At 30.7% G+C, this 24,031-nt stretch carries 23 protein-coding genes; all 23 read right to left on the reverse strand.

The features are described from left to right. The 23 genes from E4100_RS07175 to codY all read right to left on the reverse strand — a co-directional run bounded on the left by E4100_RS07175 (position 1) and on the right by codY (position 24,026). Complete coding sequence (locus E4100_RS07175) at positions 1-822, reverse strand: undecaprenyl-diphosphate phosphatase (RefSeq protein WP_135271360.1); 822 nt, start codon at positions 820-822, stop codon at positions 1-3. A gap of 40 nt (positions 823-862) precedes the next feature. Beyond that, the gene (dut, locus tag E4100_RS07180) at positions 863-1,294 is read right to left on the reverse strand and encodes a dUTP diphosphatase (RefSeq protein WP_135271361.1); all 432 of its coding nucleotides are present in this window, start codon (positions 1,292-1,294) and stop codon (positions 863-865) included. 9 nt (positions 1,295-1,303) lie between these two features. After that, on the reverse strand, positions 1,304-2,578 hold the full coding sequence (locus tag E4100_RS07185; RefSeq protein ID WP_167792100.1) for a M16 family metallopeptidase: 1,275 nt from the start codon (positions 2,576-2,578) through the stop codon (positions 1,304-1,306). 50 nt (positions 2,579-2,628) lie between these two features. Further along, positions 2,629-4,743 (reverse strand): polyribonucleotide nucleotidyltransferase, encoded by a 2,115-nt coding sequence (locus tag E4100_RS07190; protein WP_135271363.1) that lies wholly within the window; start codon positions 4,741-4,743, stop codon positions 2,629-2,631. Positions 4,744-4,803: 60 nt separating this feature from the next. Then, the gene (rpsO, locus tag E4100_RS07195) at positions 4,804-5,070 is read right to left on the reverse strand and encodes a 30S ribosomal protein S15 (RefSeq protein ID WP_135271364.1); all 267 of its coding nucleotides are present in this window, start codon (positions 5,068-5,070) and stop codon (positions 4,804-4,806) included. 100 nt (positions 5,071-5,170) lie between these two features. After that, positions 5,171-6,100 (reverse strand): bifunctional riboflavin kinase/FAD synthetase, encoded by a 930-nt coding sequence (locus E4100_RS07200; RefSeq protein WP_135271365.1) that lies wholly within the window; start codon positions 6,098-6,100, stop codon positions 5,171-5,173. Then, positions 6,100-6,999, reverse strand: coding sequence for a tRNA pseudouridine(55) synthase TruB (gene truB / locus E4100_RS07205; RefSeq protein ID WP_135271366.1), 900 nt, complete (start codon positions 6,997-6,999; stop codon positions 6,100-6,102). The genes E4100_RS07200 and truB overlap by 1 nt, the downstream gene beginning before the upstream one ends. Positions 7,000-7,010: 11 nt before the next feature. Next, complete coding sequence (locus E4100_RS07210) at positions 7,011-7,973, reverse strand: DHH family phosphoesterase (RefSeq protein WP_167792101.1); 963 nt, start codon at positions 7,971-7,973, stop codon at positions 7,011-7,013. Further along, on the reverse strand, positions 7,966-8,358 hold the full coding sequence (gene rbfA / locus E4100_RS07215) for a 30S ribosome-binding factor RbfA (protein ID WP_135271368.1): 393 nt from the start codon (positions 8,356-8,358) through the stop codon (positions 7,966-7,968). Before rbfA ends, E4100_RS07210 begins: the two co-directional genes overlap by 8 nt. A gap of 10 nt (positions 8,359-8,368) precedes the next feature. After that, positions 8,369-10,477, reverse strand: a complete 2,109-nt coding sequence (infB, locus tag E4100_RS07220; RefSeq protein ID WP_135271369.1) for a translation initiation factor IF-2 — start codon at positions 10,475-10,477, stop codon at positions 8,369-8,371. Positions 10,478-10,505: 28 nt separating this feature from the next. Beyond that, positions 10,506-10,769, reverse strand: a complete 264-nt coding sequence (gene rnpM, locus E4100_RS07225; protein ID WP_135271370.1) for an RNase P modulator RnpM — start codon at positions 10,767-10,769, stop codon at positions 10,506-10,508. After that, positions 10,759-11,829 (reverse strand): transcription termination factor NusA, encoded by a 1,071-nt coding sequence (nusA, locus tag E4100_RS07230; RefSeq protein WP_135271371.1) that lies wholly within the window; start codon positions 11,827-11,829, stop codon positions 10,759-10,761. Before nusA ends, rnpM begins: the two co-directional genes overlap by 11 nt. Before the next feature lie 27 nt (positions 11,830-11,856). After that, positions 11,857-12,327 carry a ribosome maturation factor RimP gene (locus E4100_RS07235; RefSeq protein ID WP_245196374.1) on the reverse strand — a complete coding sequence of 157 codons (471 nt, stop codon included), beginning with the start codon at positions 12,325-12,327 and terminating at the stop codon, positions 11,857-11,859. A gap of 93 nt (positions 12,328-12,420) precedes the next feature. Continuing rightward, positions 12,421-16,662, reverse strand: coding sequence for a PolC-type DNA polymerase III (locus E4100_RS07240; protein ID WP_135271372.1), 4,242 nt, complete (start codon positions 16,660-16,662; stop codon positions 12,421-12,423). Between the two features lie 19 nt (positions 16,663-16,681). Then, the gene (gene ispG, locus E4100_RS07245) at positions 16,682-17,737 is read right to left on the reverse strand and encodes a flavodoxin-dependent (E)-4-hydroxy-3-methylbut-2-enyl-diphosphate synthase (RefSeq protein WP_135271373.1); all 1,056 of its coding nucleotides are present in this window, start codon (positions 17,735-17,737) and stop codon (positions 16,682-16,684) included. 6 nt (positions 17,738-17,743) lie between these two features. Then, positions 17,744-18,745 (reverse strand): RIP metalloprotease RseP, encoded by a 1,002-nt coding sequence (gene rseP / locus E4100_RS07250; RefSeq protein WP_135271374.1) that lies wholly within the window; start codon positions 18,743-18,745, stop codon positions 17,744-17,746. A 17-nt stretch (positions 18,746-18,762) separates the two neighbouring features. Then, on the reverse strand, positions 18,763-19,536 hold the full coding sequence (locus E4100_RS07255; protein WP_135271375.1) for a phosphatidate cytidylyltransferase: 774 nt from the start codon (positions 19,534-19,536) through the stop codon (positions 18,763-18,765). After that, entirely contained in the window at positions 19,537-20,268 is a 732-nt protein-coding gene (uppS, locus tag E4100_RS07260) for an undecaprenyl pyrophosphate synthase (protein WP_209315310.1), read from the reverse strand. 45 nt (positions 20,269-20,313) lie between these two features. After that, the gene (frr, locus tag E4100_RS07265; protein WP_135271376.1) at positions 20,314-20,871 is read right to left on the reverse strand and encodes a ribosome recycling factor; all 558 of its coding nucleotides are present in this window, start codon (positions 20,869-20,871) and stop codon (positions 20,314-20,316) included. Continuing rightward, positions 20,872-21,588: a UMP kinase gene (pyrH, locus tag E4100_RS07270; RefSeq protein WP_135271377.1), complete on the reverse strand. Its 717-nt coding sequence runs from the start codon at positions 21,586-21,588 to the stop codon at positions 20,872-20,874. Between the two features lie 59 nt (positions 21,589-21,647). Further along, positions 21,648-22,295 (reverse strand): translation elongation factor Ts, encoded by a 648-nt coding sequence (tsf, locus tag E4100_RS07275; RefSeq protein WP_135271378.1) that lies wholly within the window; start codon positions 22,293-22,295, stop codon positions 21,648-21,650. A gap of 14 nt (positions 22,296-22,309) precedes the next feature. After that, positions 22,310-23,068 (reverse strand): 30S ribosomal protein S2, encoded by a 759-nt coding sequence (gene rpsB / locus E4100_RS07280; protein ID WP_135271379.1) that lies wholly within the window; start codon positions 23,066-23,068, stop codon positions 22,310-22,312. Between the two features lie 181 nt (positions 23,069-23,249). Further along, complete coding sequence (codY, locus tag E4100_RS07285) at positions 23,250-24,026, reverse strand: GTP-sensing pleiotropic transcriptional regulator CodY (RefSeq protein ID WP_135271380.1); 777 nt, start codon at positions 24,024-24,026, stop codon at positions 23,250-23,252. Positions 24,027-24,031: the final 5 nt, after the last annotated feature.

Consider the following 24,031-nt stretch of genomic DNA (forward strand, 5'->3'; position numbering starts at 1 on the left):
TTAAATTAATTGAGATACTATTATTATTATACCAATTATCCACAAATAAATCGAAAAATAATGTAATTTTTTATTCTCTAATATCTTTACTAGTGCTTTAATTGCAAACACTCCAGCTATTGCGGATATAATTACGCCAATTATAATAGGTAATTCGATTGACACTGTAGATCCTTTTAAGACATCTCTTATTCCTAAAATAAATGATCCTAATACCGCTGGTATTGACAACAAAAAAGAAAATTCAGTGGCTAAGTTACGATCAAAATTTCTTAATAGGGCTCCTACAATTGTAGATCCCGATCTTGATATACCAGGGAATATTGCTACTCCTTGCATAAGTCCAACGAAAAGTGAATCTTTAATGGTTACATCCTCTATTTTCTTGTTTCCCTTCCCTTTTTTTTCTGAAAACCAGAGCAAAAATCCTGTGATAATAAATGCAATACCTATAGGCAATATCGTAGTAAACATGCTTTCTATAATATTTTCTAGGCTTAATCCAATAATTGCTGTTGGAATAGATGCCACTAATATAAGTAATACAAATTTTTGATATTGATTTAAATCAGGAATTGTTCTTTCTTTAATTATTGTTGATATTAGCCTAAGAAATTCTATAATCATTAATTTTATATCTTTAAAATAAACTATAATAATTGAAATCAAAGTTCCAAAATGAAGCATTTCAGCATAAAACAAATTTCCCTCTGTTATGCCAAAAAATTGTTGTAATAGAGCCAAATGTCCTGAACTGCTAATGGGTAAAAATTCTGCAATGCCTTGAAATAACCCTAATATAATTGCTTCTAACCAACTCACTGTAATACCTCCCGATTATATTTAAGTAATAAAATATTTTTTATATGCCAGTATGCCCAAATCCATTTTCTCCTCTAGCAGTTTCGTTTATTTCAACTACTTCAATAAAGTCTGCTCTCTCATACTTTGTGAATACCATCTGAGCTATCCTGTCTCCATTGTTGACAACAAAAGATTCATTGCCAAGATTGATGATGATAATTTTTACTTCACCTCTATAATCACTATCTATAGTGCCGACTCCGTTAGCAAGTGTTATTCCATGATTTAGTGCTAATCCACTTCTTCCTCTTATTTGGGCTTCATACCCTTTAGGTATTTCTAAAAACAATCCAGTAGGTATTAGAGCTCTTTCTAACGGATTGATTTTTATTGGCTCACTTAAATATGCACATAAATCTAATCCTGCTGCACCGACAGTTTTATATTCAGGTAAACTGTTCGAACTTTTATTTACTATTTTTACTTTCATTTTATCCTCCTAGTAAAATACATCTTGGATTTTCTGTTCAAATTTGATTTTATTTTTAATATTACCAACATAACTTATAAATATTTTATTTAAACTAAAATATTGATCTATGAATTTGGATACACTTTTCTCGGATATTTTATTTATATTGTTTATTATTTTATCATGATTTTCTATAGACCCAATATCTAATAACTCTTTTCCATTATCATACATCTTGTTAAATGGATTATCAATACTAAGTAGATAACTACCTATTAGTTGTTCTTTATATTTCTCTATATGATTATCACAAACCTTATCTTTATATAGATTCATTAATTCTCTTTTTATAATTTTTAACACATCTATTGCATTTTTACTATCTAAAGCCACATATATTTCTAGCAATCCAGCATCTTTATATGTTTCAACACTTGATTCGATCTCGTAAGCTAATCCAAGGTCTTCTCTAATAATTTGATATAAAATTGAGCTCATACTTCCACCAATATAATTATTTACTAATAGCCCTTCAAAATAATCATCTGAATAAGTTGAACAATAAGGGATTCCAAGGCATAGATTTAATTGTTCTGTTTTTTTCACCTCTCCTTTTATAACTAAATTAGAGTGGTTTGATGATACTTCGTTTTCACTAGCTTGTCCAAGAAAACTATTAGTAAAACTGATAAATTTATTATTTAATTGGTCGATAATATTTTCAACATCAACATTACCAGCTATCGAGATAACAATATTTTCCGCAGCATATCTATTGTTATAGTATTTCTTTATTTCATTTCTATTTATATTATTAACTGTATGTTCAGTTCCTAAAATCGGAAAGGACAAAGGAGTGTCTTTGAACATTATTTCACTCATGATTTCAAAAACTAAATCATCAGGTAAATCTTTATACATCTTGATTTCTTCAGTAATAATATTTTTTTCTTTCAATATATCACTATCTAGAAAAAGTGAATTAGCCAACATATCATGAATTATGTCGATTGCTAAATTTATATGTTTATATGGTACTTTAGAATATATACATGTATGTTCTTTTGTTGTAAAAGCATTTATTTGGCCACCTACAAAATCTATTTCTTCTGCAATTTCTCGATTAGTTCTATTTGTTGTCCCTTTAAACAACATATGCTCTATGAAATGTGATATTCCCAAAATTTCTTTTTTTTCATATATTGATCCACTTTTTATTAAAATGCCAATTAATGCAGAATTAATGTATTTGGTATTGTCAATTACAACTTTTATACCATTATCTAAACTAGTTACTAGCATTATTTCCTCCTTAAAGAAAACAAACATGAACCAAAGGTTCATGCTCCTTATTAATTATTTGTCGGTTCTTGATTATTTTCAATCTTTTCATCAGGTAGCAATACTTTTCTAGACAAATTAATACGACCTTGGTTGTCAATTTCTATTACTTTAACTAATATTTCATCACCAACTGATACGATATCCTCAACTTTGTTTACTCTTTCTTTTGCCAATTGAGAAATATGAACTAACCCTTCTTTCCCATTCAAAATTTCAACAAAAGCACCAAAAGTTGTAATTTTTGTTACTTTGCCAAGATAAATATCTCCAACTTCTATTTCTTTTACTATGTTTTGGATTATCTCAATTGCTTTTTTGCTAGCAACAGCATTGTTTGAAATAATTGATACTCTACCATCATCTTCGATATCTATTTTTACACCAGTTTCGTCTATTATTTTATTTATAATTTTTCCGCCAGGTCCTATAATATCTCTAATTTTATCAGGGTTAACTTGTAAAACAGTTATTCGAGGCGCATATATTGATAATTCTTCTCTTGGAGCAGAAATTGTTTGCATCATTTTATCAAGTATAAATAATCTTCCTTTTCTAGCTCTTTCTAATGCTTCTGTCAATATATTTTCATCTATTCCATCTATTTTTATATCCATTTGAATAGCTGTTATTCCTTCACTAGTTCCTGCTACTTTAAAATCCATATCGCCAAGATGATCTTCTAGGCCTTGAATATCAGACAATATTGCGACTTTATCTCCTTCTTTAATCAATCCCATCGCGATCCCAGCAACAGGGGCTTTTATAGGTACACCCGCATCTAATAATGCTAAAGTAGAACCACATACACTTGCTTGTGAAGTTGATCCATTTGAACTTAATACTTCAGAAACAAGTCTTAAGGTATATGGAAATTCATTTTCTGGAGGAATGACTGGTTCTAATGCTCTTTCAGCTAATGCTCCATGACCAATCTCTCTTCTTCCAGGACCTCTAGATGGTCGAACTTCACCAACAGAATATGATGGGAAATTATAATGATGCATATATCTTTTAGATTCTTCTTCTCCTAGTCCATCGATTATTTGAACATCACTTGAAGCTCCCAAAGTTGCTATAGTTAGAACCTGTGTTTGACCTCTATTGAATAATCCAGATCCATGTGTTCTAGGTAAAAGTCCAACTTCACAGCTGATAGGTCTGATCTCATCTAATTTTCTATTGTCTGGTCTAATACCTTTTTCGATTATTTGTTTTCTAACTTCTTCTTTCATAATGGTTTCAAAGACTTCGGAGACATCTTTTTCTGTATCTGGATATTTTTCTAATACAATCTCTGTAATTTCATTTTTTAAATTCTCTACATTTTCATCTCTCTGAGTTTTATCAACAGTATATAAGGCATCAATGAGTTTATTAGTTGCAAGTTGCCTAACTAAATTTTCAACGTCTTTATTAGGCATAAACAATTCATATTTTGATTTTTCTTTTCCGCAATCTTGAACTATTTCATTAATAAAATCACATATTTTCTTGATTTCATCGTGACCTTTCAATATAGCTTCTAGCATTACTTGTTCTGTTACAAATTTTGCACCTGCCTCTACCATCATTATTGCATCTTTGGTTCCAGAAACTGTTAAATTAATATCTGAAAGCTCTCTTTGCTCACTATTTGGGTTGATAATTATTTCTCCATTTACTCTTCCTACTTGCACTGAACCAGTAGGACCATTAAAAGGAATATCCGAAATAGATAAGGCAATTGAAGAACCTATCATAGCAGCTATTTCAGGGCTATTATCTTGGTCTACTGACAGAACAGTTGCTATCACTTGTACATCGTTTCTAAAACCATCAGGAAATAGTGGTCTAATTGGTCTATCTATTAATCTTGAAGTAAGTATTGCTTTTTCGCTAGGTCTGCCTTCTCTTTTTATAAATCCTCCAGGAATTTTACCTACTGAATATAATTTTTCTTCATAATCTACACTTAAAGGGAAAAAATCAATTCCTTCACGTGGCTCTTTTGATTGAGTAGCTGTTACCAAAGTAACAGTATCACCATATCTAACAAGGCATGAGCCATTAGCTTGCTGTGCAAGTTTTCCAATAGTAATGCACAATTCTCTGCCTGCGAGCATATATTTATAAATCTTTTCCATGAGCTACCTCCAATCATTTTTCATTATATAAACTAATAGAGCGGGAAGTCCCGCTCTAATTTAACCTCGAATGCCAAGTTTTTCAATTAAAGAACGATATCTTTCAATATCTTTATTCTCTAGATATCTGAGCAAACCTCTTCTTTGACCTACCATTTTCAAAAGTCCTCTTCTTGAATGATGATCTTTTTTATGTGTTTGAAGATGATCATTTACTGCATTGATTCTGTAAGTTAAAAGAGCAATCTGAACTTCTGGCGATCCAGTGTCCCCTTCATGAGTTTTGAACTCTTCAATAATTCTTTCTTTTTCTTCTTTTGCTAACATTATTCCACCTCCATATAATATAATTCGCCATTATCAACGCTATCGCTGAGGAACGAATAGCTTTGATAAGGTAACTGACAATATGATATTATCATATACTCTATAAATTGTAAATCACATTTTTCTTTTTTATATAATTTACATCTTCTATCATTCTATTAACTAAATCTTCTACTTTGTCAAAGCTTATTTCTGGCCTAATATATTCTACAAATGATATATCTATTATATTTCCATATAATAAATCATTAAATCCGATAATGTGATTTTCAATCTTCAATGATTTTTCTTGAAAAGTAGGATTAAATCCAACACTGGTGGCACTTTTATAAGTTTTATCACCAATAGTAGTTAATGTGCTATAAACACCATTTTTGGGAATAACAAAATTATCAATTAATCTGATATTAGCAGTTGGAAAACCAAGTTTCGTGCCAATACCTTTCCCATGAACTACTTCTCCTTTTATTGTATAGAATCTACCTAAAAGCTTATTTGCTATATCTATTTTACCATAGGTTATTAAACTCCTTATAAGTGTACTACTAACTATTTTGTCTTCGTAATATACAGGGTTTAGTATTTCAGTATAAATATCATTCTCAGAGCAAATCTTTTTTAATGTATCCGTATTCCCAGATGCTTTATATCCAAACTTGTAGTTATACCCGACTACTACAGATTTACAATTCAACTTATCAATCAATATATTATTAATAAATTCAGATGGAGATAGTTTCATTACTTTTTCATTAAACTTCATTAAATATATATTTTCAACTCCAAGTTTATTTAGAATATTAAGCTTTTGTTCATTGTTAGTTAATAAACTAGGAAAGGTATTACTTGTTATACTCTTAGTATGATTCTCAAATATTAACACAGAAGAAATTAAATTGTTGATTTTTGATATTTCTATCATTCTTTCTATAAGATTTTGATGGCCAATATGTATTCCATCAAAATTTCCAAGTGCTATTGCAGTTTTTTCAATACTTTTGTAATCGTCATGTAATTCTATAATATTCATTAGTTATCACCTAGTAGAACCTTTTTCATCTTTAGTATTGCATTATTATTCTCTATATTTATCTGACCTATTCCAACAAATATATGATTAGAATATACTCTTAAGTTTGTATTAGGTATAAAATTTTGCCTTTGTTTAATCGGTATGCTGTTGCCATTACATAATTTTTTAAAATATTCTTCATTAACATTTATTGAGTCCATATAATCAATAGCCTTATCTATTGGAATTAAAAAATCTTTTTTTGTATCTTTTTGTTTAAGATCTTTTAATAAATCATCATTAATTGAATTTTCAATTTTAAAATTACTCACTTGAACCCTTTGTAAAAATGACATATAACCAAAAGTTCCTATTTTCATACCAATATCATCACATAGTGATCTTATATATGTTCCTTTTGAACATTTAACCCTAAAAATAATCTTTTTATTATCAATTATATTCATGATATTTAACTTTTTTATATCAACTATATTAGGTTTTCTATCAATCTCTTTGCCCATTCTTGCTAGTTCATATAGCTTTTTCCCATTTATTTTTTTTGAAGAAAACATTGGAGGAATCTGCTTAATTTGTCCTTCAAATTGCTTGAACACATCTACTATTTGTTCAGAAGTTACTGTAACATCGGATTGAGCAATTGGTTTTCCCTCTTTATCATAAGTATCAGTTCTCAGCCCTAAAGTCAATTCCGCGATATACTCTTTGTCATGTTCAATAAGATATTCAGAAATTCTAGTGGCATTACCAACGAGCATTGGCAAAACTCCACAAGCCATTGGATCAAGCGTACCTATATGACCAACTTTTTTTGTATTCATTATCTTTCTTACAATATTTACTGCATCATGAGATGTAATGCCTGAAGGTTTGTAATAATTCAAGACGCCATTCATATTCATAATCCTCAAATATAGTTTTTAATAACTTCAATTATTAAGCTTTCTGATTCATCTATATTTTTTTCGATTGTACATCCTGCTGCTCTCAGATGTCCGCCACCACCAAAATGATTACATATTTTATTTGCATCAACATAGTCCTTGGTTCTTATACTAACACGGGTTATATTGTTGGTTACTTCTTTTAACAAGACAGAGACTTCAACTGTTTCTGTATCTCTTAAAAATTCAACTATTCCATCTGAATCTTCTGGTTTTGCGTTCGTTTCATTTAGGTCTTCAAGCATTACTTTTGCTATTGAAACTTTGTTACTACACAATAGCTTTGATGATGCAACAACTTTTATAAATAGCTTTGTACGTTCTAGAGACCTTTTTTGGTATATCTTTTTGTTAACATCATAAGCATCTATTCCAATTTCTAAGATCTTTGACGCAATGCTATGTGTACTAGATGTAACATTTTCATACATAAATCTTCCCGTATCTGTGCTAATACCAACATATATGCAAGTAGCTATATCTATATCAAGTGGCAAATTTAGCTCTTCTATAAGCTTAAAAATTATCTCGCTAGTTGATGATGACCTAGGATCAACTATGTTTATATCCCCAAAATTTGTATTGCTAATGTGATGGTCAATGTTAACTACACATCCTGAATCTAGCAAATATTTTTTATTATCCCCAAGCCTTTCAGGATCACTACTGTCTAATACAAATAAGATGTCAAATTTCAAATTATCTTCCGGTTTTATTATTTTATTTACATAAGGTAGAAATAAAAAATCACTAGGTACATAATCGGATTTTAATATTGTCACAGTTTTGCCCAATTTTTCTAGTGAAATACCAAGTGATAATATAGATCCAATATTATCTCCATCAGGATTTAAATGTGATACAATGCCTATACAATTTGAATTATTTATTTCGTTAGATAATTTTTGTTTTATAATCCTATTCATTTTCTGATTCTCCATCAGTTTGTTCTTTGTTAACATTTACTTCATTTGTTACTTGTTTTATAAGATTTGTCATATAAATTGCATGCTCAATGCTATCGTCAATATAAAATATAGGATCAGGTGTAATTCTAAGGTTTACTTTGTCTCCAATTGCTTTTCTTATATATCCTTTTGCGCTATCAAGACCTTTTAAAGTTTCAGATTTTTCTTCATTATTGCCCAATACTGATACGTATATTTTAGCGTATTTTAAATCTTTAGTCACAATTACTCTGTTTACACTAGCCATTTTGCTAATTCTTGGGTCCTTTATATCATTTAAAATCAAATCAGCAACTACTCTTTTTATTTCTTCTGAGATTCTATTTATCCTTTTCTCGTTCATTTTAACACCTCTAATCACTATTCACTTCTTTTAAAATATATGCTTCAATATTGTCTCCTTCTTTGATATCATTGAAGTTTTCTAAAGCTAAACCAGCCTCAAATCCAGTTTGTACTTCTTTAACATCATCTTTAAATCTTTTCAATGATAAAACTGAGCCATCATAAATTACTACATCATCTCTTAATAATCGGATTTTTGAATTCCTAGTAATTTTACCATTTAGTACATAAATTCCAGCAACAGAAGTGCCATTTGGAAGTCTAAAAGTTGCTCTAACAGTTGCTCGTCCTAAAATTTCTTCAACTATTTTAGGAGCATGCATTCCTTTTATCGCTGCTTGAATATCTTCAATTGCCTCATAAATTACTCTATATGTTCTTATGTCTACATTTTCTTTTTTTGCAACTTCTATAGCATTTAAATTAGGTCTTACATTAAAGCCAATTACTAGCGCATTTGATGCTGAAGCTAGCATTACATCACTTTCTGATATGCCCCCTACACCACTATGAATAACATTAACTCTCACTTCATCTGTTTCTAACTTATTTACAGATTGCGCTAATGCTTCTATTGATCCTCTAACGTCTGCTTTAATGATTAGATTTAACTCTTTTAATTCACCTTGTTTAATTCTTTCAAATAGATCGTCTAGAGATACTTTTGTTGTGTGTTTAATTTGTTGTTCTTTTAGTTTATTCTTTTTTATATCGGCTAAATGCCTTGCAATTTTTTCATTTTCTACTGCATAAATCATATCTCCAGCATTTGGTACTTCCGATAAACCTAAAATCATGACAGGAATTGATGGAGTTGCCTTTTTAACTTTCTTCCCCTTATCATCGAACATTGCTCTAATTCTTCCGCTAGAAGTACCTGTTACAACCATATCTCCAACACTTAATGTCCCCTTTTGAACTAATACAGTAGCCATAGGTCCTTTTCCCTTATCTAATTGAGCTTCAATAATTGTACCTACAGCTTTTCTATTAGGATTTGCCTTTAACTCTTGCATTTCAGCGACTAATAGAATCATTTCAAGCAAATCTTCAATACCTATTTTATTCTTTGCAGATACTGGTACCATAATTGTATCGCCGCCCCAGTCTTCTGCTAAAACTCCATTTTCCGCTAATTCTTGCTTAACTCTATCTATATTTGCCTCAGGTTTATCAATCTTGTTGATAGCTACTATTATTGGAACTTTTGCAGCTTTTGCGTGAGAAATAGCTTCTATTGTTTGAGGCATTACACCGTCATCTGCTGCTACTACAAGTATTGCGATATCAGTTATCTTAGCTCCTCTAGCACGCATGGAAGTAAAAGCCTCATGCCCTGGAGTATCTAAAAACACAATTTTTTTATTGTTTATATTTACTGTGTATGCTCCAATATGTTGAGTTATGCCACCTGCCTCTTTCCCTGTAACATTAGTATGTCTAATTGCATCCAATAATGAAGTTTTCCCATGATCTACGTGCCCCATTACTGTTACAACAGGAGGTCTTGGTAATAAATCTTTAGGATCATCATCATAATCCAATAAGTCAATTTCAGATTCCTCTTTACTAGATGATACATTGATTTTATATCCAAATTCTCCTGCTACTAATTCTGCAATTTCAGCATCAATAGTTTGATTTTGAGTGGCCATTATGCCTAATGGAATTAATTTTGAAATAACTTGTGCTGGATTTGTTTGTAATTTTTCAGCTAATTCTTTTACTGTGATCTCAGTTTCGATTTGTATTGTTTTTTCTGTGGTTTTATCATTCATGTCTCTATTATCTACATTATTGTCTATATTAACTTCCTTAATGTGACTTTTTTTCTTGTTTGTTTTTTTGTGCTTTATTTTTTTCTCTTCAAATTCAACACTTATTTGAGTCTCAATATTCAAATCATCTTTTTCATTCATATCATCTTTTTCATTCATATCATCTTTTGCTTTGTCTTCCTCTTCTAATAATAATTCTTTAATCAGTTTAGCATCTTCTTCCTCAATAGAACTCATATGGCTATGAACATTTATATTGAGTTCTGATATTTTTTCAACTAGCTCCTTGCTAGACATATTTAATTCTTTAGCTAATTCATAAATTCTAATTTTTCCCATCTTAACACCTCCGCTTTTTAGGTGACTTTCATTTTTTTATAGCCTCTCTAAGTTTTTGATATACTTCTTCATTAATTTCAGTTTGTAAATGTTTTGATAGTTTTTTTGATTTAATTATATCATTTAAGCAATCTTCAGATGCACATATATATGCTCCTCTTCCATTTGCTTTTCCAGTTAGGTCTACACTTACTATGCCATCATTACTTTTTACTATTCTTATTAAATCTCGTTTTGGCTTCATCTCATTACAAGCAATACATTTTCTTAGTGGTATTTTTTTAGGGCTCATTTACACCATCTCCATTTATATTATTGTATTGGCTTTCAGATTTTATGTCTATTTTCCAACCTGTCAATTTTGCTGCTAATCTTGCATTCTGGCCTTCTTTACCAATTGCCAATGATAATTGATGGTCAGGAACTATAACAAGTGCTGATTTTTCTTTTTCATTGGAGAAGACACGGATAACTTTTGAAGGACTTAAGCTATTAGCAATAAATTCATCTACATTTTTGCTCCAAATAACAATATCTATTTTTTCACCATTCAATTCATCCACAATTGCTTTTACTCTAGTTCCTTTAAATCCAACACAGGCTCCAAGCGCATCTACGTCCACACTTTTAGAAAATACAGCTATTTTAGTTCTTGAACCAGCTTCTCTGGCAATTGAATAAATTTCTACGATACCTTCTACTATTTCAGGAACCTCTATTTCAAATAATCTCTTTACAAGATTTGCACTTGCCCTCGACAAAATTATCTGTGGACCCTTTGTAGTCTTCTTAACTTCAGAAATAAGTAACTTTAACCTGTCTCCTTGATTATATATTTCACCAGGGATCTGCTCAGCAGGTGGCAGAATACCTTCTATCTTTCCAAGATCAATATATACATTATTTTTTGATATTCTTTGTACTTGTCCTGTGATAATTTCATTTTCTCTGCTAATAAAATCTTCGAATATCACATCTCTTTCTGCATCTTTAATTCTTTGTATTACTACTTGTTTTGCAGTTTGAGCCGCTATTCTACCAAAATTTTTTGGTGTAACTTCTAATTTTATAGAATCTCCAACATTTAATTTAGGATCTATCTTTTTAGCAGATTCAATTGGCATCTGTAATAATTCATCTTCTAATTCATCATTATCAACAACTGATTTAATCGCAAAAACTTTTACATCTCCTGTATTATTATCAATTTCTACTACTACATTTTGTGAAGAACCAAAGTTCTTTTTATAGCTAGATATTAACGCTGATTCTAAGGCATCTATAATTATACTTTTTGAAATCCCTTTTTCTTTTTCTATTTCTTCAAGGGCGCTGATGAAATCAACATTCATCCTTTTACTCCTCCTCATATTCAAATATTAAAAACGTATTACTAGTCTCATTAATGAAATTGACTCTCTTGGAATATCCATTCTATTCTCTTCAACTTGTAACGTAACATTTTTTTCATCGTAAGCAATTAATATACCCTCAATATGTTTTTTCCCATTAATTGATTTGTATAAATTTACTTCTACTTCTTTTTCTAAATTTCTTTTTATGTCTTGGTCTGTTTTTATCGGTCTATCTAGTCCTGGGGATGAAACTTCTAAATAATAAGATGTTTCAATGATATCTAATTCATCTAATTTTTCCCCAATAGTTTCACTTACTAACTGGCAATCCTCTAAATTGATACCTCCAGTTTTATCAATAAATATTTTTAAGTAATATTCGTTTTGCTCTTTGATAAATTCTACATCAACCATTTCATATCCCAAACTAGATATTATAGGTTCACCCAATGATTTTACAGACTTTATAATCTCTTTTTTATTCAATTTTTTCACCATACCTCTTGCAAAAATTAAGAGTGGGATTCCCCACTCTTTGAATTAACTATTAATTGTCATAACATATTATAACATAATCGTCCAATTAAATCAAATGTTAAAAAGACTGATTTGATTTGTTTCTGGGAGATTATCTAAACAACCATGCTTATATAATGCATCTATAACAGGTCTTGAAGCTTTTCCTCTTACTATTAATTCTTCAATTGACAAAAATGGAGCTTTTGCCCTTTCTTCAACTAACTTTCTTGCAGCATTTTCACCAATTCCTTCGAGTGTTTTAAGTGGCGGAATTATTCCATTAGTTCCTATAAGAAATTTATCACTGTCTGATTTATATAAGTCTACTTTTTCGAATTTCAAGCCTCGTGCATACATTTCCAAAGCAACCTCTAAAATTGTCAATTGGTTTTTTTCTTTTGCAGTAGCTTCGTTGTTTTTATGCTCAATTTCTTGTATTTTAGATTTTATGGCGTTTTTGCCTTGCAATATAAGCTCTGCATCGAAATCACTAGCTTTAGTTGTAAAATATGTTGCATAAAAAGCTTTAGGATAATGAACTTTAAAATATGCAATCCTAAAGCTCATAGTCACATATGCAGCAGCATGTGCTTTTGGAAACATGTATTTTATTTTGTTACAGGACTCAATATACCAATCTGGAATATTCAAATTTCTCATTATATCTTGGTCTTCTTGGCTTAAACCCTTACCTTTTCTTACTTTCTCCATCGTGAAGAATGCTTTTTTCTTGTCTAAACCTGCATTTATTAAATATAGCATAATATCTTCTCTAGTTGATATAACTTCCTTTAAAGGTGCTATGTTGTTTTTTACTAAATCTTGAGCGTTGTTTACCCATACATCAGTCCCATGAGAAAGGCCAGATATTCTTACTAATTCCGAGAATGTAGTGGGGGAAGTATCAACCAACATTTGGCGAACAAATTTAGTGCCAAATTCTGGAATCCCAAGGGTCCCTACAGGACAGTTTATCTCTTCTGGTGAAATTTTCAGTGCTTCCGTGCTCGTAAATATACTCATTGTTTCTTTGTCATCAAGTGGTATCGAAAGTGGATTTATTCCCGTAAGATCTCCTAGCATTTTTATAATAGTCGGAACATCATGGCCTAAGATGTCAAGTTTTAATATTCTTCCACTAATAGAATGATAGTCAAAATGTGTAGTTATTACACCCGAGGAATTATCATCTGCAGGGTATTGGATTGGTGTGAAATCATGTATATCCTTATAGTGAGGAACTATCATAACACCACCAGGATGTTGTCCAGAAGTTCTTTTGATCCCAGTACATCCCTTTACTAACCTATTTATTTCAGCTTGGCTAATTGGAATATTTTTTTGTTCAAAATACTTTTTCACAAAGCCATAAGCTGTTTTTTCAGCTATTGTTCCAATTGTTCCAGCTCTAAAGACCTTACCTTCTCCAAATAGTTCTTCTGTATATTTATGGGCTATAGGCTGATATTCGCCAGCAAAATTAAGATCGATATCCGGTTCCTTATCTCCCTCAAATCCTAAAAAAACTTCAAACGGAATGTCATGACCTTCTTTTTTTAAAGGTTTACCACATTTTGGACAAATCTTATCTTCCAGATCAAATCCTGATGCTATACTACCATCATTAAAAAATTCTGTATAATGACATGCATCACAGACATAATGAGGAGGTAATGGATTAACTTCTGTTATTCCACTCATCGTCGCTACTAATGAGGACCCAACAGAGCCTCTAGAACCTACTAAATATCCATCTTGCATTGATTTTGAAACCAATTTCTGGGCTATTATATACAATACAGAGTAACCATTGTTTATAATAGAATCTAATTCCCTATTCAATCTTTCTTCTACAATATCTGGTAGTGGGTCACCATACATTTTCACTGCATTTTTAAAAGCCATATCTTTAAGTTCTTCATCTGCGCCTTCAATTTTAGGCGGATATGTTCCATCTGGTATAGGTTTTACATTATCAATTAAATCACTTATTAAATTTGTATTTGTAATAACTATTTCTTCAGCAATTTCTTCACCCAAGTAATTAAATTCTTCTAACATTTCATCTGTTGTCTTGAAATACAGTGGAGGTTGATAATCAGCATCATTAAATCCCTGACCACACATTATTATGCGCCTATAGATTTCATCTTCTGGATTCAAGAAGTGAACGTCTCCAGTTGCTACAACAATTTTATTCCTTGATTTTGACATGTCATATATTTTTTTATTGATATACTTCAATTCATCCCGATCTTTTACTACCCCTTCTCTGACTAAATGGTAGTTATTATCTATGGGTTGAATTTCTATGTAGTCATAAAAATCAATAATTTCATTTATCTCCGTAGTTGGTTTATTTGATAATACCGCCTTGTATACTTCACCAAGTTCACATGCACTGCCTATTATAAGATTTTTTCTATATTTTTTTATCAAACTTTTTGGCATACGTGGTTTTCTGTAGAAATGTTCCAAATGAGATTTTGAAATTAGATTATATAAATCTTTAATTCCATCTTGATTCTTAGCAAGTATAATACAATGATATGTATCATTCTTATTTACATTTGAAAAATTCAACCCTGTGTTCAATTTTTGTGGAGTTGTGATTCCCTTTTCTGCTAAAACATCTAACATCTTAATTAATATGTCTCCTGTTGCTTTTGCATCATCTACAGCTCTATGATGATTTATAAGTTCAACATTTAAAAATTTAGCAATCACATTAAGCTTATGACTTTTTAAATTTGGGAATAAAGCTCTTGAGAGTGCTAATGTATCTAACACTGCATTGTTTAAATTTATATTCATATTATTACATGCTTCTCTGATAAACCCTACATCAAAAGATGCATTGTGAGCAACTAAAATAGAATTTCCAATAAAATCCATGAATTTAGGTAAAACTTCTTTGATTTTAGGCATATTTGATACCATATCGTCTGTAATTCCAGTTAGAACTGTTATATTGTTAGGTATGGGTATTTCAGGATTTATGAGTTGTTCGAATTTATCAATCACGATTCCATTCTTAATTTTAACTGCACCAATTTCTGTAATCTTATCATTACGAGCTGACAACCCTGTAGTTTCGATATCAAAAACTACGAAATCATCTAATACTTCATGTTTCTCATGATTGGTTATTATTTCTTTTTGATCATTTATCATATATGCCTCTACCCCATATATGATTTTTATCTTATTATTAAATTCGCTAGCTTCTGGAAATGCTTGAACTACGCCATGGTCAGTTATAGCAATAGCTTGATGCCCCCATTCTATAGCTCTTTTAATCAAATTTTTAGCTGGACTAATTCCATCCATTGAACTCATATTAGTATGAAGATGAAGTTCAACTCTTTTATGTGGGCTTAAATCTTTTTTATTTTCTTTATCCACAGGATTCATTGATCTTACCATCAAAGTTATTTCACGTGCATAATTGTCATAAGTAATATCACCATTTACATATAAATTAACTCCTTCACTTAAAACTTCCATGTAATCATCTATTCTATCATTCATTATAAATAATTTGCATTGTATTGAATTTGTAAAATCTGTAATATAAAACGATAATAGTTTTTTGTTCCCTTTTATATCCCTATAGTTTATATCGAAGATCTCTCCAAAGATAGTTACATTTCCTGAGCTTAGTTCAATGTTAATAAGATCTATAGTCTTCGATGTTAGTCTTTTGTCAAAAACTTTATTTTTAGTTCTGTCAAATCTAACTTTTTTAATATTTTTATCTTTTAAACTATCAGATTGATTAATTTCTTTCACAAGTTCAAGCTCTTTTGAACTTTGATCTGCAAAAAATGTCTCAATATTGTCATTTTCACAAAACAATACTAATAACTTTTTATTAAAAACAGCTTTTAAAAATTCTTCTATCTCAAGTCTCAACCCATTTAAATTAAAGGAATGTAAAGAAACCTGATTTGGAAATTGTATTTGAACTGATTCTGAACTATCTTTAATTATCAATTTATCTATCCAAGAATTACTAGAAGGTATATGATTTGTTATCATTGTCACAATATAGTTTTTTATAAAATCAACATCTTCAAGTATGTTGTTCGAAAATACCAATGAAATAGCATAATTTGGAAATTTATTTATAAAGGAATTGTAAATCAATTCAGTATATTCTTCATTGTAGTCAAGTGGTGTTATTAAATTGATTGACAACATTGATTTTTTAGGATTAAAATAAACTCTTTCAATGTATACATTTTTGAGTTGTGGTATTTGCTTAATATCAGTAAAAAAATTTACTATAGCTTGATATTCAGAAAGCATATTGATCTACTCCTAATAATTATAGTTTATCTATTTCTTTTAACAATTCTTCAAGCAAGTATTCTTCTTCTACTTTTTTAATTATTTGACCTTTTTTAAATATTAACCCCTCACCAACACCACCAGCAATTCCTATATCTGCTTCTTTGGCTTCTCCAGGTCCATTTACTACACAGCCCATAATCGCGACTGTTATTGGTTTATCTATATGTTCTAAAGCTTTTTCAACTTCTTCTGCTAATTTTATCAAATTGATCTTAGTCCTTCCACATGTTGGACACGATATTAGCGTCAATCCTTCTTTTCTTAAACCTAGAGATTTTAATATTTCTTTTCCTACCTTTACTTCTTCTACTGGATCAGAGGTTAGAGACACTCTAATTGTATCTCCAATCCCCATTGATAGTAAGGCTCCAATGCCGATAGACGATTTGATAGTTCCTCTCCATGGTGTGCCTGCTTCAGTTACTCCCAAATGTAAAGGATAATCGACTATTTCTGACATTTTTTTATATGATTCAATGGTAAGCGGTACAGAACTTGCTTTTAGTGATATCTTGATATTATTAAAATTTAAGCTTTCCAGTAGATTGACCTGTTCTAATGCACTTTCTACAATAGAATTCTCGTTTACTCCGTTGTACTTTTCTAGGTATTCTTTTTTAATTGACCCAGAATTTACACCGACTCTTATAGATATATTCGCTTCATTACAAGCTTTAACAATTTCTTTAACCTTCTGTTCACTTCCGATATTTCCAGGATTGATTCTCAAACCATCAATTCCATATTTTACCGCACTCAAAGCTAATCTATAATCAAATTGAATGTCACCGATTATTGGCATTTTGATATGTTTTTTTATTTCTTTTATTGCTCTTGCATCTTCATCACTATTTATAGCAACTCTTATTATGTCACAACCATGTTTCTCTAATTCAAGCATTTGTCTAATGGTATTTTCTATGTCTTGGGTTACTGTATTTGTCATTGATTGAACAGTTATTGGTGCATCGCCACCTACATATAATTCCCCTACTTTTATTTTTTTTGTTTTTTTTCTAATCATTTTCATTATCTCCTAAAATAAATTGGTTCTTAATATATCATTATATGTTACAAATATCATGAGTGCAAACAATAAAATTAAACCAATAAAATGTATCAAACCTTCTTTTTTTTGATCTATTGGTTTCCCTCGCACCAGTTCTACTATTAGAAATACAATTCTTCCACCATCAAGTGCTGGAAATGGTAGCAAGTTGATAAATCCTAAATTTACACTTATAAAAGCTAATAAATAAAGCAAACTAATGATTCCTTGATTAGCAGCTTGATTTACAGCCGATATTACACCTAAAGGCCCAGATAAATCATCTGCGGATACATTACCACTAAACGCAGTCATAATAAAATCAATCATAAGTTTAATAAAATAAGCCGTATTAGAAAATCCTTCTTTAATTGCTGTTATTAAATTTCCTTCGCCCTCTGGTACAATTCCTATTATTTTCTTACCATCCTCAATATTTGGCGTCACAAAAATACTAGTAATATCATTATCACGCTCAACCTTGATTTCCAATTTAGTTTCTATATCGGAATTTTCTATACTATTTACTATGTCATCCCATGATTCTATTTTATTGTCTGAAATTGAGATTATCTTATCTCCAGGTCTCAAGCCAGCTAATTCTGCAGGACTATTTTCAATAACTTCTGATATAGTTGTTGTCGGTTCACCTACCATAAAAGAAATAATCGATAATACGATAATTGCAAGAATAAAATTCATTATTGCACCAGCTGCAACAACTGCTATTCTCGCTAATGGACTTTTTTTAGAAAAGCCTCTTGGATCATCAGACTCTTCATCCTCACCCTCCATTTTCACATATCCTCCAATAGGAAGGGCTCTTATAGAATATTCTGTATCTCCACGCTTTCTATGATAAAATCTGGGTCCCATTCCGATTGAAAGTTCATTTACTTTTATTCCAACTAATTTTGCAACAGTAAAATGCCCTAATTCATGAATAAGAATTACGATTAAAAATACAAATATTGCTGCTATAACTGTCATATTTATACCACCTTATTTTAAAATAAAAAAAATTTCGAGAAATAAAAAACGATAGGGGCGACAAATATTATGCTATCAAACCTATCTAAAATGCCACCGTGTCCAGGTATTATATTACCATAATCTTTGATTCCTGCTTCTCTTTTTAACTTTGAGGCAACTAGATCACCGAATTGTGCTATTATAGAAGCAACTATTGCAAGCAACGCGATTAACCACAAAGAGTTTGGTGCAAAAAAATAGCTATATACCAGTGTAGTAATTAAACTACCAAAAATTCCACCTATTGCTCCTTCTACTGATTTCTTAGGGCTAAGCTTAGGACAAAGTTTATGTTTACCAAAAGTACTGCCAATCAAATACGCAAAAGTATCTGTACCAAAAGCTATAGTGAAAATCATCCAAATATACCTAGTGTTACTTAAATAAGAAATATTTATCAACATAAACGGAACATAAATTATTGAAAAAAAAGTTGCTGAAATATCTATAAAATGTATTTTTTCATTTAGCACGTAGTTTATCAATAGAATTAAAGCAATTAAAATCATCAGCATATTAATGTCAAATTGTAAATAAATAGATAAGTATATAAAAACACAAGATAAAAAGCCAAGCCATTTAACTGGGTTTATTGATAGATTTCTAAATGCATTGAATATTTCTCTTAATCCTATCATAGATATTAAAAATAGAGATATATTTAATAATATATCGCCCTTCAACACAACTACAATCATAAATGTTAAACCTATTATACCAGATAGAACTCTTTTCTTTAAATTATCCAATTAGATACCTCCAAATCTTCTTTGTCTATTTTGAAAATCTTTTATTGCTAAAAAGAAAGATTCTTTATTAAAGTCTGGCCAATACTGATCCGTAAAATATAATTCCGAATATGCAGATTGAAATGTAAGAAAATTACTTAGTCTTTTTTCACCACTTGTTCTAATAATTAAATCAGGATCTGGTTGACCATCAGTATATAAATATTTCGTAAATTCTTGCTCATTTATCTCATCAATGTTAATTAAACCGTTATCATGATCTTTAATGATTTTTTTAATTGCATCAACAATTTCTTTCCTAGAGCCGTAGTTCAACGCAATATTCAATATCATTCCTTTATTATCTTTAGTTTTTTCAACTGCTCTTTTAACTTCACTTAATGCATTAGAAGGTAATTGATCTATATCCCCAAGAGTATTTATCTTTATATTATTTTTAACTAATCTTCTAAGTTCTTTTCTAATAAATATCACTAACAGATTCATCAAGGTATCTATCTCAATTTTTGATCTTTTCCAATTTTCTGTTGAAAAAGCGTATAATGTTAAGTTTTTTATACCAATATCATTTGCTGCTTCTACTATGTCAATAACACGTTTCATGCCCTCTTGATGTCCTAAATATCTTGGCAGTCCTTTTTCTGTTGCCCACCTTCCATTTCCATCCATAATTATTCCTACATGTGATGGTATGTCCTCAAAATTTAATTTATAATCATCATTTATATTCATTTTAAATGTTACCTCCATCAACAAAAAACCCTTCAAGAGGAAGGGTTATATTTCAAGTAGTTCGTCTTCTTTTTGCTTTGTTATTTCATCGATTTCTCCGATAAACTTGTCAGTTATTTTTTGAATTTCTTCTTCAGCTAACTTTCTGTCATCTTCAGAAATTTCTTTTTCCTTTTCAGCTTTTTTGATTTTATCTACAGCTTCTCTTCGAGTATTTCTTATTGCCACTTTTGCATTCTCTGCACTTTTTTTCACTAACTTTATCAGTTCTTTACGTCTTTCTTCTGTCAATTGAGGTATTAATAGTCTGATTACTTTTCCATCATTAGAAGGGTTTAATCCCAAATCTGATTTTAGTATCTCCTTTTCAATAAGGGGTATTAATTTGGAATCCCATGGTTGTATTACAAGTAACCTTGGTTCTGGAGCTGTTATACTAGCTACTTGTTTTAAAGGTGTGATTTGACCATAATAATCAACAGTAATTCTTTCTAGCAATGCAGGGTTTGCTCTCCCTGCTCTTATAGCCTGAAGCTCTTCTTTATAAACTGCAATTGTTTTCTTCATTTTCTGTTCTGCTTCTTTATGAATTTCTAATTGCATCTACAAATCCCCCTTTATATTCGTACCAATTTTTTTACCTAAAACAACATTTACTATATTATCTGGGTCATCAATTCCAAATACTACTAATGGAATGTTATTGTCCATACAAAGAGATGTGGCTGTTGAATCCATTATACCCAAACCTAAGTTAAGTATATCAATATAATTTAATGTGTCAAATTTTTTTGCATTTTTATTTAGCTTTGGATCAGAATCATATACACCATCAACACCTTTTTTTGCTAGAAAAATAACATCTGCTTCTATTTCAGCCGCACGCAAAGCAGCCGTTGTATCTGTTGAAAAAAAAGGATTGCCTGTGCCTGCTCCGAAAATTACAACTCTCCCTTTTTCTAAGTGTCTTATAGCTCTTCTCCTTATATATGGTTCTGCTATTTGTCTCATCTCTATTGCAGACTGGACTCGAGTAATGACATCAATTTTTTCAAGTGCGTCTTGTAAAGCTAATGCGTTCATCATTGTCCCTAACATTCCCATATAATCCGATGTGGCTCTATCCATGTCTTTTGATGATCTTCCACGCCAAAAGTTTCCGCCACCAACCACTATAGCTACTTCAACACCTAAATCATGAATTTTTTTAATTTGATAAGAAATATTCCTAATTGTTTCAAGATCTATCCCCATGCCATTATTCCCCGCTAAGGCTTCCCCACTAAGTTTTAAAACGATTCTCTTATATTGAAGGCTCATATGTACTCTCCTTATTATAATTTTATAAAGGAGAACAACTAGTGTTCTCCTATATATAATTACATCTTCATTTGTTTTGCAACTTCTTCAGCAAAATTTTCTTCTCTCTTTTCTAGTCCTTCTCCAACTTCATACCTTGTAAATCTTCTTATTACTATGTTTTCTCCTATTTTTGCTATCAATTGTGCTAATACATCCTTAACTTTCATGCTAGGATCTTTAATAAATGGTTGATCTAGAAGACATACATCCTCATAATATTTTTCCATTCTTCCTTCAACAATTTTTTCAGCAACATGAGCTGGTTTTCCTTCGTTGATAACTTTATTGATTTGAATTTCTTTTTCATGGGCTATTTCTTCTGGACTTAAATTTTCTCTAGAAACTACTTTTGGATTGGACGCAGCAACTTGCATTGCCATATCTTTAACAAATTGCTTGAACTCATCGTTTTTAGCAACAAAGTCAGTTTCTGAATTTACTTCTATTAAAACACCAATTCTTCCGCCATGAATATAAGCATCTATTAGTCCTTCAGCCGCAATTCTACCTGCCTTCTTTGAAGCTGAAGCTAATCCTTTTTCTCTAAGATAATCTATTGCCTTATCTATATCACCACTGGTTTGTTCAAGTGCTTTTTTGCAATCCATCATCCCAGCACCAGTCTTTTCTCTTAGTTCTTTAACTAAAGAGGCACTTATAGCCATTTTATCACTCCTATTTATTCTTCTATTTTAACTATTTCTTCATTGCTTTTTTCATTGTTATTACCATTGTTTTGTTCAATGGAGAATTGTTCCCCTTGCCTAGACTCAATTACAGCATTTGCAATAGTTTCTGTAATGAGTTTTACAGCTCTTATTGCATCATCATTTCCTGGTATTACATAATCTACTTCGTCTGGATCACAATTAGTGTCTACTATGCCAATTACGGGAATACCTAATATATGAGCTTCCATAACAGCGATTCTTTCTTTTCTAGGGTCTACAACAAATAAAACATCGGGTATTCTATTCATGTTTTTTATCCCGCCGAGAAATTTTTCTAATCTTTCTCTTTCGTGTTTTAATTGAATAACCTCTTTCTTAGGTAGAACATCAAAAGTCCCATCTTCTTCCATTTTTTCTAAATCATGAAGTCTATCAATTCTTTTTCTTATAGTTTTGTAGTTTGTGAGCATGCCGCCTAGCCATCTTTGATTAACATAATGCATCCCACATCTCTTTGCTTCTGTTTCAATTGCTTCTTGAGCTTGTTTTTTTGTTCCTACAAACAAAACTTCTCCACCATTAGCAACTATTTCCTTCATTACGGCATATGCTTCGTCTATCATCTTAACAGTTTTTTGTAAATCTATAATATAGATCCCATTTCTTTCTGTAAAGATATACTTGGACATTTTAGGGTTCCATCTCCTAGTTTGATGTCCAAAGTGAACTCCTGCTTCTAATAAATTTTTCATTGATACTACTGACATATTTGCACCTCCAAGTTTTTTTCCTCCACTTCACTCATTTGCGCGAGGACTCAAAAAGAGAACGCCTCTTGCATCATGACGTGTGTGTAATTCCTCAAATAGTATAGCATATTATTTTCATAAATTCAACAATTTGAAATGCAAAAAAATAATCGCGCAAAATGCGATTATTTTTTTGCTGCTATTTATTCCTTCTTAATTCTTCAATTAACTTATCATTTAAGACCTTTATATGAGTTCCTTTCATACCTAGTGATCTTGATTCTATTACCCCTGCGCTTTCAAACTTTCTTAGTGCATTTACTATAACCGATCTTGTTATTCCAACACGGTCAGCAATTTTGCTAGCAACAACTAAGCCTTCCATACCATCAAGTTCTTCAAAAATATATTCCATTGCTTCCCGTTCAGAATAAGAAAGTGTTCCCAACGCCATATCAACTACCGACTTCTTTCTTGCTTCTTCTTCTATTTCTTCACTTTTAGCCCTAAGTATCTCCATTCCAACTATCGTTGCACTATATTCACAAAGTATCAAGTCTTCTTCACTAAAGTCTTTTCCAAACCTAGCTATTACAAGAGTACCAAGTCTAGATCCACCACTATTTATAGGAATTATCGTCGAAACTTTATCTGGATATTCACATCTTGAAGTTTGATCAAAAACACAGATATCCATGTCTTTTATATTTTCTTTTGTTTCGCTGATTTTTAAAAGTTCTTCATTATACTTCTTAGGAAATCTTCCTTCTTTTACTACTTCACTTTCTACAATATCGCAATCAAATCCTTCTGATAGTGCATAACCCAATACTCTACCTTTTGTACTTGCTATGTAGACATTAGCTTCTAGAATATCAGATAATATCTTACTTAACTCTGTAAAAGATATTGGTTTCGAACCATAACTTTGAAGTGTTTTATTGAGTCTTCTAGTTTTTTTTAATAGACTTTCCATATATT

This window comes from Soehngenia longivitae (assembly GCF_004684055.1).
In the GTDB taxonomy this organism is placed as follows: domain Bacteria; phylum Bacillota; class Clostridia; order Tissierellales; family Tissierellaceae; genus Soehngenia; species Soehngenia longivitae.